8 protein-coding genes are annotated in these 14786 nt (G+C 69.3%); all 8 read left to right on the forward strand.

All coding sequences use genetic code 11. The annotated features are described in order from the left end of the window. Window position 1 precedes the first annotated feature (1 nt). Window positions 2-3124, forward strand: a complete 3123-nt coding sequence (locus tag ACGF5O_RS27180) for a type I polyketide synthase (protein ID WP_393812483.1) — start codon at window positions 2-4, stop codon at window positions 3122-3124. 179 nt (window positions 3125-3303) lie between these two features. Beyond that, a complete protein-coding gene (locus ACGF5O_RS27185; RefSeq protein ID WP_393812484.1) occupies window positions 3304-6564 on the forward strand; it encodes an AMP-binding protein in 3261 nt (1086 codons plus the stop codon). A 223-nt stretch (window positions 6565-6787) separates the two neighbouring features. Next, window positions 6788-8083, forward strand: a complete 1296-nt coding sequence (locus ACGF5O_RS27190) for a lysine N(6)-hydroxylase/L-ornithine N(5)-oxygenase family protein (protein WP_393812485.1) — start codon at window positions 6788-6790, stop codon at window positions 8081-8083. Between the two features lie 46 nt (window positions 8084-8129). Further along, the gene (locus ACGF5O_RS27195) at window positions 8130-8897 is read left to right on the forward strand and encodes a thioesterase II family protein (RefSeq protein WP_393812486.1); all 768 of its coding nucleotides are present in this window, start codon (window positions 8130-8132) and stop codon (window positions 8895-8897) included. Between the two features lie 415 nt (window positions 8898-9312). Further along, window positions 9313-10836, forward strand: a complete 1524-nt coding sequence (locus ACGF5O_RS27200) for an AMP-binding protein (protein ID WP_393812487.1) — start codon at window positions 9313-9315, stop codon at window positions 10834-10836. Window positions 10837-10995: 159 nt separating this feature from the next. After that, window positions 10996-11262 (forward strand): phosphopantetheine-binding protein, encoded by a 267-nt coding sequence (locus ACGF5O_RS27205; RefSeq protein WP_393812488.1) that lies wholly within the window; start codon window positions 10996-10998, stop codon window positions 11260-11262. Window positions 11263-11337: 75 nt separating this feature from the next. Continuing rightward, window positions 11338-13323, forward strand: coding sequence for a B12-binding domain-containing radical SAM protein (locus ACGF5O_RS27210; RefSeq protein WP_393812489.1), 1986 nt, complete (start codon window positions 11338-11340; stop codon window positions 13321-13323). A 33-nt stretch (window positions 13324-13356) separates the two neighbouring features. Further along, a complete protein-coding gene (locus tag ACGF5O_RS27215; protein WP_393812490.1) occupies window positions 13357-14631 on the forward strand; it encodes a valine--pyruvate transaminase in 1275 nt (424 codons plus the stop codon). Window positions 14632-14786: the final 155 nt, after the last annotated feature.

The raw sequence follows: 14786 nt of genomic DNA on the forward strand, positions 1-14786 counted from the left end.
CATGGAAACCTCCGCGGATCACCCGGCGGACGGCCGGGACCGGGTCGAACGGGCGCTGCGCACGGTGTTGCGGGAGCGGGACCGCCTCCGGCAGGAGGTCGACGCGCTGAAGTCCGGCCGCGGCGAGCCGATCGCCCTGGTGGGCATGGCGTGTCGCTTCCCGGCGGGGGTGGCGTCGCCCGAGGATCTGTGGGAGCTGGTCCGCGGCGGCGTGGACGCCGTGGACGAGTTCCCGGCGGATCGCGGCTGGCCGGACCTGTACGACCCGGATCCCGACACCGTCGGCGGTTCCTATGTACGGCACGGCGGTTTCCTGACCGACGTGGCCGGCTTCGACGCCGACTTCTTCGGCATCAGTCCGCGTGAGGCGTTGGCCATGGACCCGCAACAGCGCCTGCTGCTGGAGACGTCGTGGGAGGCCCTCGAACGGGCGGGCATCGTTCCCGCCGCCGTGCGCGGTGCCGACGTCGGTGTCTTCGTCGGGGTGAGCTCCTCCGAGTACGGGTCCCGCTTCCTGGAGGGGAGCAAGAGCGAACTGGAGGGCTACCTGCTGCACGGCAGCGCTCCGAGTGTCGCCTCCGGGCGGGTGGCATACGAACTGGGTCTCACCGGACCTGCGGTGTCGGTGGACACGGCGTGCTCGTCGTCGCTGGTGGCCCTGCACATGGCGATGCGGTCGCTGCACTCGGGCGAGTGCTCGCTCGCGCTGGCGGGCGGTGTGTCGGTGATGTCGACGCCCGCGATCTTCGTGGAGTTCTCCCGGCAGCGCGGCCTCTCGGCCGACGGCAGGTGCAAGTCCTTCGCGGACGGTGCCGACGGTACCGGGTGGGCCGAGGGGGTCGGCATGCTGCTGCTGGAGCGGCTCTCCGACGCCCGTCGCAACGGCCACCCCGTACTGGCCGTCGTCCGCGGCTCCGCGGTGAACCAGGACGGCGCCAGCAACGGCCTGACCGCACCCAACGGCCTCGCCCAGGAGAAGGTGATCAGGAAGGCGTTGGCGAGCGCGGGCGTGGCCGCCGCGGAGGTGGACGTGGTCGAGGCCCACGGCACCGGAACCGTGCTGGGGGATCCGATCGAGGCGGGCGCCCTGCTCGCGGCCTACGGGCAGGACCGGGCCGAGGGCAGGCCCCTGTGGCTGGGATCCCTGAAGTCGAACATAGGTCATGCCCAGGCGGCGGCCGGGGTCGGCGGGATCATCAAGACGGTGATGGCCATGCGTCACGGCTTCCTGCCGCGGACGCTGCACGCGCAGGTGCCCTCACACCATGTGGACTGGTCCACCGGTGCGCTCCGGTTGCTGGTGGAGGGGCGTGTGTGGGAGAGGGCGGACGGACCGCGCCGGGCCGGAGTGTCGTCGTTCGGCGTCAGCGGTACCAACGCGCACGTGATTCTGGAGGAGGCGCCCGAGGAGGACGCGGCACAGCCGGCGGGGGCCGCGGTCGTGGGGCGGGTTCCGGGCGGGGTGGTGCCGTGGGTGCTGTCGGGGCGGTCGGAGGAGGCGCTGCGGGCGCAGGCGGTGCGGCTGCGGGATCACGTGGCCGGTGGGGCGGCGGATGTCGCGGACGTGGGCTGGTCGTTGGTGTCGGAGCGGTCGGGGTTCGAGCATCGCGCCGTGGTGCTGGGCGGGGGCCGGGAGGAGTTGCTCGGTGGTCTGACGGCGCTGGGCACGGGTGCGGAGTCGGCCGGGGTGGTGCGGGGGGTCGCCCGGGATCTGGGCGGCACGGTCTTCATGTTTCCGGGGCAGGGGTCGCAGTGGGCGGGTATGGGGCGGCAGTTGTACGAGACCTTCCCCGTCTTCGCCCGGAGCCTGGACGCGTGCGCGGATGCCCTGGCCGAGTGGGTCGACTGGTCGCTTCTCGATGTGGTGCGCGGTGCCGAGGGCGCGCCGACCCTGGAGCGGGTGGACGTGGTGCAGCCGGCGCTGTTCGCGGTGATGGTGTCCCTGGCCGGGCTGTGGCGTTCGTGGGGTGTGGAACCGGCCGCGGTGGTGGGGCACAGCCAGGGCGAGATAGCCGCCGCCCACGTGTGCGGTGCGCTGTCGCTGCGGGACGCGGCGCGGGTCGTGGCGCTCCGCAGCAAGGCTCTGGAGACCTTGATCGGGCACGGTGGGATGGCATCGGTCGCGGAGTCGGCGGACGTGGTGGCGGCACATCTCGCTCCGTGGCAGGACCGGCTGAGCGTCGCCGTCGTCAACGGACCCCGCTCGGTCGTGGTCTCCGGGGAGACGGACGCACTCGACGAATTCGTCGCGAAGATGAAAGCCGAGGGGACGCAGGCCCGCAGGATATCGGTTGACTACGCCTCGCATTCGGTCCAGGTGGACCGGGTCCGCGACCAGGTCGTCGGACTGCTCTCCGAGGTGAGTCCGAAGACGTCGGAACTTCCCTTCTATTCGACTCTGTACGGCGCGACAACCGACACCGCGGAGCTGACCGGTGAATACTGGTACAACAACCTGCGGGAAAAGGTTCTCTTCGAGTCCTCGGTCCGGCGACTGACCGAGGACGGCTTCCGGGTGTTCATCGAGATGAGCCCGCATCCCGTTCTGACGCTGCCGGTGCAGGAAATGGTCGAGGAATTGGACGACGCCGTGGTCCTCTCCTCGTCACGACGGGACCGGGGGGAATCCGAGTCCGTGGTCGGCTCACTGGCCCAACTGCACACCCAGGGCGGGCACGTGGACTGGCACGCCGTGTTCGGGGACCGCAGCAGGGTGGAACTGCCGACCTACGCGTTCCAGCGGCGCCGCCACTGGCTGAACTCCGCGCGCACCGCGGTCGACGTGGAGGCACCCGCGGCGGAGCCGCCCCCGGACGGCGATCACCTCGTTCCGCTGCGGGACAGGATCACCGCCCTTCCCGACGGGGAGCGGGACACACTCGTGCTGGACCACGTGCTCGAAAGGGTCGCCGTCGTCCTCGGGCACCCCTCCGCACAAGCCGTCGACCCCGACCGCGAGTTCAAGGACCTCGGATTCGACTCGCTGCTGTCGGTGCAGCTGAGCAAACGCCTGGCCGCGTCGACCGGACTCAGGCTGAGGGCGAATCTGGTGTTACGGTACCCGTCCCCGAGAAGGGTCGCCGCGTACATCGTGTCCTCGATGACCGAAGGCGATTCGCGGTGATCCCACCGCATGCCGGCCGCCTTTCCGTCCCGCAGGGCCGTCCCGTCGACGGGACACCGTGAGTTCCTGATCGGGGTGTCCGGCACCCGCACCCTGTTGTCTTGACCGGGCGTGCCGCACCTGTGAGGGTGGAATTGATCTATGAATTCCCATGGAATCCGCGCCAGTCTGCTGAGGAGATGATCCGTGTGCGTTCGCTCGGTACGTCGTCTGCGCAAAAAGGGTTGTGGCTGGCGCAGAAAATGTCCCCCGACACGCTGAACCACGCGCTGTTCATGTGGGATGTGGACGGAGAGCTGGACGCCGCGGTGATGGATTCCGCATTCCGTCATGTTCTGGCGGAGGCCGAGGTACTGCGTGTCAACTTCGTCGACGAAGACGGCGAACTGCGCCAGGTGCCCCGGGAGCTGGGGCCCTGGCGCCCGTTCTTCATGGATCTCAGCGACTCGGCCGACCCGGAGGAGGCGGCCCGCGGCGCGCTGGCCGACATCGTGGGGCAGCCGTTCGACCTCGAGAACGATCTGCTGCTCAGACTGGGCGTGGTCAGGCTCTCGGCGGCCCGCTCTCTCGTCGTGATCGGCTACCACCACCTCGTCTCGGACGGGTACGGCGCGGGCGGCCTGCTGTCGCGGCGCCTCGCCGAGGTCTACACGGCGCTGGCGCGGGGCTCGCAGGTACCGGAACTGCCGCATCCATGGGATGCCGAGTCGTTCGCCGCCCAGGCGACCGAGTACCGCGCCTCGCAGACGTTCGCCGACGACCTGGAGTTCTGGCGCACCTACCTGGCCGACGCGCCCGCGCCCGCGCGGATTCCGGGCGTCGCCCTGTCCGAGGCGCTGCGCTCCGCGCTCTCCGAACCGGTGAGCGACGCCGACCGCTGGTCGCGGTTGGCCGACTCCATCGGCATGACGAGCCGGACCCTGAGCGTTCCGCGTGCCGAGGCGGACGCGTGGACGGAGACCGCGAAGTCCATGGGCGTGTGGACGGCGTCGCTGTTGGCCGCCGCGGCGGCGGTGTTCTTCCGGCACCGTTGCGACCGTCCGGAGTTCCTGCTCTCCCTGGCCGTGGCCAACCGGGCCGGGGCGGCGGGCAGGACGCCCGGTCTGGCGGTGAACGTGGTGCCGGTACGGGCGAAGGTTCCGCTCGACGCGGCCTTCACCGAGATCGCCGACGCGATCGTCGACGAGACGTACGAGGTCTTCGACCACACCGCCTGCCACTACTCGGACATCCAGCGCGCGAGCGGAACCGTCCTGAGCGGCCGCAGTGGATTCGGCGTCGTCCTGAACGTCGTCGAGTTCGCGGAACAGCTCCGTTTCGCCGGCAGCCCGGCGCGTCACCTCGGGGCGACGATCGGCGCCTTCGACGAGCTGTCGATCGGCGTCTATACCGACGGGAGTGCCGACAGCGACCTGTTCATCCGTCTCGACGCCCCCGCGGGCCTCTACTCTGGCGCGGAGCTGCGTGTCGTCGGAGAGGACCTGATCGCGTACATCCGGGCCGTGACGGCCGCGGTCTCCCGGCCGGTCGGCGCGCTCGACGCGCCGGCCGGCGCCGGCCGGGAGCAGGTGCTGTCGGTGTCCGGCGACACGCGGGCTCAGGTGCCGGGGCTGACGGTACCGGAGCTGACGGTGCCGGAGCTGTTCGCCCGCCAGGCGGAACGGGATCCCGAGGCCGTCGCGGTGGTCACAGGCGATTCCGCCGTCACCTACCGGGAGCTGGACACGCGGTCGAGTCGCCTGGCCGAGACGCTGCGCCGGCGGTACGGCGTCGGAACCGAGACGGTCGTGGCGGTGGCGATGCCGCGGTCGGTGGACCTCGCCGTCGCGCTGCTCGGGGTGGTGAAGGCCGGCGGGGCCTACCTGCCGGTCGACCCCGGGTCCCCCGCGGACCGGATCCGGCCGGTGGCCGCAGACTCCGGAGTCCGCATGCTGCTCACGGACGCGCCGACCGCCGAACGGCTCTCGGCCGATCTGGACGTGCCGACGGTTCTGTTCGACGATCTCCGGTCGCGGACCGCCGACGGTGACGGTGACGCTGCCGGGGAGACGCGGCTCTCCTTGCGCGGTGACGGTCTGCTGGCCGTGATGTACGGCTGCGACCCAAGCGGTGCGGTCACCGGAGTGGCCGTCACCCACCGGAACATGGAGCGCTTCGTCATGGATCGCCAGTGGCGCGAGGGCGGCCGTGGCACCGTGCTGTGGCACTCGCCGCCCACCTCCGATGCGCTCCCTCTCGAACTGTGGGTGCCGCTGCTGAACGGCGGCCGGGTGCTCCTGGCTCCCGAGGGTGAGCCGGACGGCGATGCGCTCAGCGGGTTCCGGGCAGAGCCCGAGTGCACCACGGTGTGGCTGCCCGCGGCGCTGTTCTCGGCCGTCGCGGCGGAACGCCCCGCCGGCGTAGCCGGGTTGCGCGAGGTCTGGACCGGCGGCGACCACGTCTCCGCGACCGCGGTACGGCGGGTGCGCGAGGCCTGTCCCGAGCTGACGGTCGTGCACGCTCACGGTCCCGCGGAGACGACCGTGTTCGCCGCCGCCCACCGCCTGGCTCCGGGCACACCGTCGCCCCACGCGGGCGCGGTCGGCCGCCCGATGGACGGCACCGCCCTCTACGTGCTGGGGCCGGGCCTGGCGCCGGTCCCCGTGGGTGTGACCGGCGAGCTGTACGTCGCCGGCGCAGGTGTGGCGCGTGGCCGCCCCGGGCGCCCCGGAGCGACCGCGGAGCGGTTCGTCGCCTGTCCGTTCGGTCCGCCCGGCGGGCTGATGTACCGAACGGGGGACCGGGTGCGCCGGGGTGCCGACGGCGTCGTCGAGTACGTGGGCCGAGCCGGCACCCCGACGGAGATACGCGGTGTCCGGGTCGAACCGGCCGAGATCGAGGAGGTGCTGTCCGGGTACCCGGGACTGGCACAGTCGGTGGTGGTCGGCAGCGGGGACGACGTCGGTCAGCAGCGGCTGGTGGCGTACGCGGTCCCGGCCGGAGGCGCCGGGCAAGCGGCCGGCCTCGCGGACGGACTGCGCCGCTTCGCCGCGGAGCGGCTGCCGGAGTTCATGGTGCCGTCGGTGTTCGTCGTGCTGGACCGTCTGCCGGTCACCCCCGCAGGGAGGGTGGACCGGGCCGCACTGCCGGATCCCGCGTTCGACGACGGACGGTACCGGGCACCGCGCAACCGGACCGAGCAGGTCCTGGCCGACGCGTTCGCCGACGCGCTCGAACTGGACCGGGTGGGCATCGACGACGACTTCTTCGACCTGGGCGGCAACTCGGTGCGCGCGATCAGGCTGGTGGGGCTCATCCGCGCGGAGCTGAACCTCGAGGTGTCCATCCGTACCTTGTTCGCGGCACGCACCATCGCCGGCCTCTCGGACCGCCACCAGGGGTTCGCCCGGTCCGACAGGCCGGCCCTCGGCAGGAGGACGAAGGACGGCGAACTCCTCTGAGAACGGAATTACGTGTGTATTCGTGTCCCGCTGACGGGACACGAATACACCGGCCGAAAACGGCGTACTTGAACGGTTCACAGCGCCGGGTCTAGGTTGACCGGACGACCGATGGAAATGTCAGCTCGCCCGGACGTGGGCCATTCTTGGAGCGGATGATTACCGGTCGGAGACAGGAACGCGCACCGCGCACCGTGCAGCCATGCCAGCGGGAGAATTCTGTATGAGGAATCGTGAGCACGAGATCTACGATGTGGTCGGCATCGGGTTCGGTCCCTCCAACCTGTCGCTCGCCATCGCCCTGGAAGAGTATGCGGCGAGCGGTCCGGGCAACGAGATGAGCGCCGTCTTCTTCGAGCGCCAGAGCTCTTTCGGCTGGCACCGCAACATGCTGCTGCCGTCCGCGACCATGCAGATATCCTTCCTCAAGGATCTGGTCACCTTCCGCAATCCGACGTCGAGTTTCAGCTTCATCGCCTTCCTGCACGCGTCGGGCCGGCTTCCGCGGTTCGTCAACAACCAGGACTTCTTTCCCACCCGCCAGGAGTTCCACCAGTACCTCGAGTGGGCGCAGGCACGGGTCGCCGACCGCGTCGTGTACGGCTCGGAGGTGACGTCGATCCGGCAGCCGTCGAGTACCGCCACCTCTCCGGACCGGCTGCTGCTGGAGGTGACGGATGCCACCGGCCGGGCCGGCCGCGTGATCGAGGCGCGGAACGTGGTGATCTCGACGGGTCTGGTACCGAGCATGCCCGCGGGGACCGAGCGCGACGAGCGGGTCTGGCACAGTTCCGAGTTCCTGGAGAAGTACCGCCGTACCGACCCGCGGGAACTGCGCCGGGTCGCGGTGGCCGGAGCGGGCCAGAGCGCCGCCGAGATCACCAGGTTCCTGTACGACGACCTGCCGCACGCCCAGGTGTTCGCGGCCGTCCCGTCCTACGGGTACTCCGTCGCCGACGACACCCCGTTCGCCAACCAGATCTTCGACCCCGGAGCCGTCGACGACTACTACTTCGGCACCGAGCAGACGCGGGGGGCGTTCTGGCGCTACCACCGCAACACGAACTACTCGGTCGTCGACGGCGACGTGATCAGGGAGCTGTACCGCAGGTCGTACGACGAGGACGTGCACGGCGTCAGCCGCCTGGAGTTCCTCAACCTGACCATGGTCACCGGGGTGAAACGGGTCGGCACCGAGACCCGCGTCTCGCTGCAGTCGGGCCCTGACGCCGAGGTACGCGAGCTCAACGTCGACGTACTCGTCTGCGCGACGGGCTACGACGCGATGGAGCCCACGGGCCTGCTCGGCGATCTGGACCGGTTCTGCCTGCGTGACGAGGCGGGCCGCTACCGGGTGGAGCGCGACTACCGCATCGTCACCTCCCCCGAGTCGCGGTGCGGCATCTATCTCCAGGGCGGCACCGAGCACACCCACGGTCTGACCTCCTCGCTGCTGTCGAACATCGCGGTGCGAAGCGGCGAGATCGTCGACTCCATCGTCGCCCGGCGCACGGCGTGAGACGCCGAGGGAAGGCGATAGAAGACGAGAGAAAGGGAGCCCCTCGATGAGCAGTGCGGTGGAAGAGCGGTGGGTGCGCCGCTACCGCGACGACGACCGGTGCGAGACGAAGCTCGTCTGCTTCCCCGCCGCCGGCGCCGGGGCGAGCGCATACCGCACGTGGGCCGGGCGCCTGTCGTCGGACGTCGGCGTGCTCGCCGTCCGGTACCCGGGCCGGGAGGACCGGTTCGGTGATCCGTTCCCGCCACGGCTGGAGGCCCTGGCGGACGACATCGCCGACGCGCTCCAGGAGCTGACCCGGCACCGCCTGGTGCTGTTCGGGCACAGCATGGGTGCCTCACTGGCGCACGAGGTCGCGCTGCGCTTCCAGGAGCGGGGGTGCCCGCCGGCCGCCCTGTGCGTGTCCGGGAGGCGGCCCACCCATGCGCTGGCCGGCCGTCAGATGATCTCGGGCACGGACGAGGAGATCATCGCGCATGTCGTGAGCTTCGACGCGAGTCGCGCGGCGGTCTTCGCGGACCCGGACCTGCGGGAGATCGTCCTGCCCGCGGTCCGTGCGGACTACCACCTGGTCGACGACTACGCCGGTGGTCGCCGGCCGCTGCTCGACTGCCCGGTCTACGGCTACACCGGTGACAGCGACTCCGAGGTGACACCGGAACAGATGCGCAGGTGGGCGGAACTGACGCGCGATTCCTTTCGGCTCAGAGTGCTGCCCGGCGGGCATTTCTACCTGAGAGCAGAGGAGCCCGGACTCCTGGCGGATTTGAGCGCGGTATTGGGCGACCTCAAACTCCGCGCCGAAGTCGTCTGATATTCGGCCTTCGGGACCGTGCAAGACCCCTGCGGGAGTTATTCTCGCCGGACACTCGTGCTAGGCTCCTTTTGACGGTCATGGAATTCGCGAGGGATTCGCGGCACAAACTGCGCCGTGGCAGCACGAGTGATTGCCGGACGTGCTGAAAATCCGGGGCAAGGAAAATTCGACGGAACACCTGTGCACGGAACACCTGTGCCCGGAAATCCGCGGCTGATTGAGCAGTGCCACGTTGACGAACTCACCCGCAGCCCGCCCGTATCGCCCAGGCGGCAGATCGGCGGTCTCATGAGCGACCTCGGCCCAGGGATGGCAGATGGCAAGTAAATCGACAGCGCTGACCGCGCCCGGCCTGCTCCCCCCGCTGTGGGGCGGGCCGGCGGATCCGCCGTGCCTGCTCGAGGCACTGGCCATGACCGCTGCCACTCGGCAGGACGACATCGCGGTCCGTGACAACGACCGCGAACTGACCTACGGCGATCTGACCCTCTGGATCAGGAACATCGCCGCGGTCCTGGTGGAACAGGGAGTCCGCCCGGGCGACCGAGTGGCGATCACCGGTGTACGCAGTGCCGCGATCGTCTCGGCGATGCTCGCCACGGTGCACATCGGCGCCACGTACGTGCCGCTGGACGCCGAGTACCCGGTGAAGCGACTGGAGTACATGAAGACCGACAGCGGGGCCAAGGTGCTGCTGTTCGCCGACCACGAGCCCGAGTTCGCGGTCGGCGTGCCGTCCCTGCGCATACCACCGGCTCCCGGCCGGCCGGCCGCGGTCACGCCCGGCGACGGGTCCATGCCCCGGCACCCGTGCCGACCCGACCTCCCCGTCTACATCATCTACACCTCCGGGTCCACAGGCCTGCCCAAAGGGGTCGCGCTGCCGCACCGTTCCATCGACAACATGGCGGCATGGCAGCGGAGTCACTCGGTGCGGCCGGACCTGCGCACCGCCCAGTTCACCCCGCTCAACTTCGATGTCTGGTTCCAGGAGGTCCTCGGCACACTGTGCGGCGGCGGAACACTGGTGATCATGCCCGAGCCGCTGCGCCGTGACCCGATCGCGTTGCTCGACTGGCTGGCGGACAACCGGATCGAGCGCCTGTTCCTGCCGTACGTGGCGTTGAACATGCTCACCGTCGCCGCTGCCGCCGCCGATTCACTCGACGGTCTCGCGCTCCGGGAGGTCAACCTCGGTGGCGAGCAGCTCGTCTGCACCCCGGCGGTCCGGGACTTCTTCGACCGCTTGCCGGAGTGCCGGCTGAACATCCATTACGGGCAGAGCGAGTCCGCCATGGTCACCGCCTACACGCTGCCGGACCGGCCGGAGAACTGGCCGACACTGCCACCGATCGGACGTCCGCTGCCGGGCTGTGAGCTGATCGTCGATCCGGTCGACCGGAGCGAGCCCGACGTGGGGGAGCTCCTGGTGGCCGGCCGGCCCCTGTCGCTCGGGTACCTCAACCAGCCGCGCCTCAACGCGGCACGGTACGTCCCCCTGGACCGCACGGTTCACGGCCACAACCGGGCCTTCCGTACCGGAGACCTGGTGCGTGTCGAGGACGACGTCATCCACTACGTCGGACGTGCCGACAACGAGGTGAAGATCCGCGGAGTGCGGGTGAACCCGCTGGAGGTGGACGCCTGCCTGCTGGAGCAGCCGGGTGTCACGGAAGCCGTGTGCGTTCCGATCGAGGTGACCGAGGGGTCCCGCCAGCTGCGGGCCGCCGTCACCGTCGACGCGGAGCAGGCCGCCTTCGACGCGGGCCGGGCCCTGGCCGCCCTGACCGAGCTGTTGCCCGGTCCGTCCGTACCCGTCTCCGTCACGGTACTGCCGGAACTGCCCCGGACACCCAGCGGCAAGGCGGACCGCAAGGCCGTCGCACGGACGCTCGCGGGAATGTACCTGCACGGCCAGGAGTACCCGGGCCGCTGACCCGGGGGAGTGACCCCGGCCGTACGACCCCCGCGGTCCTCGGCCACGACCACGCCGTCCGACGGACGCATGAACGCATGGGCGACCCGGGCAGGACGGTGTCCGCCCGAGCAGGCGAGCCGAGTGTGGCCAGGACGCCACCGCAGACAGGGGTATCAAATGGTAGGCGACTTCGAGACGCAGACGGAAAGTCGGCTGGCGACGATCTGGGCCGACGTCCTCAAGCTGGACAAGGTCGGGCGAGACCAGGACTTCTTCGGCCTCGGCGGGGATTCGCTGCTGGCCACCAAGGTGGTGCTCGAAGCCCGCCGGGTCTGGAACATCGACTTCACGGTGCGGGTGCTCATCGACACACCCGTCCTCGCCGAACTGGCGGCACGCATCGACATGTGGGCGGATCGCGACGCCGGCCCGTCCGCGTCCTGAAAGGCCTGCGACCGGCCTGCACACTCGCACGGATCGACGACACAGCGGCTCAGAACTCGGGGCGGGAGGTCCACCATGCTCATCGAAAGCATCCCGACAAGGACCGGGAACGGCAACCAGGAGCGTAGAAAGGTCGTACTCGTCGAGATTCCCACCTACGAGAACATCCTGCCGCTGGCGTCCGGCTACATCCAGGCGTGCGCGCAGGAGGACATCGAGGTGGGGGCCTCCCATGCCTTCGAAATAGTCTCGTACCCGGTGACCGACGACCGGCACAAGCTGCTGGAGGAACTGGCCGGGAAGTACGCGGATGTCTACACGTTCAGTTGCTACATCTGGAACATGAGGCTGGTCAGCTGGCTGCTGAAGGAACTGCGCGAGCGCCAGCCGGACGCCCATTACCTGCTGGGCGGCCCGCAGGTCATGAACCACGCCGCGACCTATCTGGCGGATGCCCCGGCCAACGTCTACGTGTGCAACGGCGAGGGGGAGCGGACGTCGGTGGAGCTGTTCAGGCAGCTCAACAGCGCGACGCCCGACCTGCACAAGGTCCCCGGCATCAGCTTCTGGTCCGGCGGCGAGCTCGTCACCACGGAAGCCGCGCCGCGGATCAGCAATCTCATGGAGATTCCCTCCCCCTTCCTCACCGGCGTCTTCGACGGCCGCGAGTTCAGCATGGGGATCCTGGAGACGAACCGCGGGTGTCCCTTCCGCTGCACGTTCTGCTACTGGGGCGCGGCCACCAACTCGAAGGTCATCAAGTTCGAGGAGGAACGGATCAGGGCCGAGCTGGACTGGATCGCCCGGAACGGCCTCTCCGGACTCTTCATCGCCGACGCCAACTGGGGGCAGTCGCCCCGCGACGTGGCGATGACCGAGCACATCGTCGAGCGCAAGAAGGAGTTCGGCTACCCGCTCGTCGTGTACATGGCCGCCACGAAGAACCGGCCCGAACGCATGGCCCAGATCACCGAGATATTCGTGCGCGGCGACCTGATGGTGACTCAGCCCATCTCGCTCCAGACGCTGAATCCCGAGGCCCTCAAGCTCATCGATCGGTCCAACATCCGTGAAGAGACCTTCGTCGAACTGCAGCGCACGCTCAGGGAAAAGCAGATCAGTTCCTACGTGGAACTGATCTGGCCCCTCCCGGGCGAGACCTCCGAGTCGTTCCAGGACGGGTTGACGAAGCTGTGCCGGTCCTATGCCGACACCGTCATCGTCTACCCGCAGCTGCTCCTGCACAACACGCCCATGTACCACCAGGTGGAGGAGTACGGCCTGACCACGGAGCCGGTGCCGAGCGACGTCTCCGAGGCGGAGGTCGTGGTCGCCACGAACTGGGTGACCAAGGAGGAGTGCCGCGACGCGTACTGGCTGTACAACGCGATGCACACCACCTACAACATGCGCGGTCTCTTCCTGCTCTCCGGCTACCTCGACGCGGCCGGCGTCATCTCCTACGGCGACCTGTTCGCCGACGTCGCGCGCTACCTCCGGCAACGGACGGAGTCCGAGGTGCTCCGGCTGATCAGCACGTCACTGGCCGATCTGACCAACTACGACGTGCTGCTCAGCGGCAAGATCGGACACATGATCCTCAGCACCCACCGTGAGGAGTTCGACGCGCTGCTGGCCGACTACGTCACCGCCCAGGAGTGGTGGTCCGACCCGATGGCCCGGCAGGCGTTCGAGATGGACCTGATCGCACGGCCCTACATCTACCGGGAACCGGTGAGCGTGCCCAGGTACGAGTTCACCGAGATCACCGTGCACGGGCTGGGTGACGCCGAGACCTTCATCGTGGACGTCTCCCCTGAGCTGGCGGGGCTGCTGGCGGAGCGCGAGATGCTCGACGCCGACGCCCTCACCGATGCCGGATCCGGCCGGGTCACCCTGCACGTCAACCACCACGCCCGGCAGAAGATGCCCTACATGCCGCAGCGGAGCCTGGAGCACAACGCGAACTACTGCCACGGCACCGTGTTGCGCTTCCGCGAGATCCTGCCCTTCGTCGAGGTCCACCCGCCCCACGTCGCGCAGACTCCGGCCGCCGACTGACCGTCCCGCAGACCTGGGAGAGGACGCCACTCCGTGCAGTTGTCCCGATCCGGAACCAAGATGGCCAGTCTGTCCGGCCTACGGCTCATCATGGAGGACATCGCCACCACCACCGGCTCCGCCGACGGAAGGGAGTGGCTCAACCTCGGCATAGGAAATCCGGCGGCCATACCCGAGGTCATGGACACCTGGCACCGGCTGACGGCCGAGGCGCTGGTCGCCGGTTTCGGGGAGGTCAGCTGCAGGTACGGGCCGTCCCGCGGACTGCCGGAACTCGTCGAGGCGATCGCCGACTACTTCAACAGGCACTACGGCTGGGGCATCGGGCCGGGCAACATCGTCGTGGGGCCCGGCAGCCAGATGCTCTGCTTCGTCGCCGCGGCCCTCTTCACCGGAGCCGGTGCGACCCGTGACACCCGGCTGATCCTGCCGCTGACCCCGGACTACACCGGGTACCAGGGCCTCTCCCTGACCACGGGCGGAATCAAGGGAGTCGAGCCCCTGCTGCAGCTCCAGGGCGAGCGGTCGTTCCGCTACCTCTTCGATTTCAGCGCCCTGGACCGCTTGGACGACGCAGGGCTCCTGCTGCTGTCGAGCCCCAGCAACCCGGCCGGCCGCTGCGCGTCGCAGGACGAGATCCGGCGGCTCATCTCGGCCGCCGAAGTTCGCGACGTACCGCTCGTGGTCGACAACGCCTACGGTGCTCCGTTCCCCGGCATCGGCGGACCGTCGATGAAACCGGTGTGGGACGACCGCGTCATCAACGTCTTCTCCGTCTCGAAGGCGGGCCTTCCGGGTGAGCGCCTGGGCTTTGCCGTCGCCCCTGAGCAGTACATCGACCCGATCGTCTCGTTCCTGTCCAACTCGGTGCTGCACGCTCCCCAGCTGGTCCAGTCGGCGCTGGCCCAGGCGCTTCGGTCGGATGTGCTCGACACCCTGGTCGCGTCGGTCATCGGCCCCTACTACGCCGAGCGCCGGAAGTACGTCGAGGCCCTGCTCGCGGCAACGCTGCCGCCGGACGTCTCCTGGCACCTGCACGCCGCCGACGGCGGCATGTTCTGCTGGGTCTGGATCGACGAGGACTGGTTCGACGACCTGAGTCTGTACGAGTCGCTCAAGCGCAGGGGCGTCTTCGTCGTACCGGGAAGGTACTTCTTCACCGACGCCGAGCACAGCCGGGCCCTGGACCGGCACCCCCGGCAGTGCTTCCGGATCAGCATCACCTCCGATCAGCACGCCATCGCCAGAGGCATCGAGGTGATAGCCGCAGGGCTGCGTGACCTGCGTGCCGGGAGCGCCACGGGGTGACGCCCGGGGCCCGACGAACGCGCACCGCAGGTGACTGGCCGTCAAGTTCCCGTTAAATATGTCGAGTTGGTGCGATGCGCGGCAACCTCGCGGGACCGGGACGCGTTCTCACACATGCGTGTGCACAGGCGTGTCCGTGCGTTCAACCACCGAAC

The sequence above is a fragment of the Streptomyces sp. NPDC048291 genome, assembly GCF_043201715.1.
Taxonomy (GTDB): domain Bacteria; phylum Actinomycetota; class Actinomycetes; order Streptomycetales; family Streptomycetaceae; genus Streptomyces.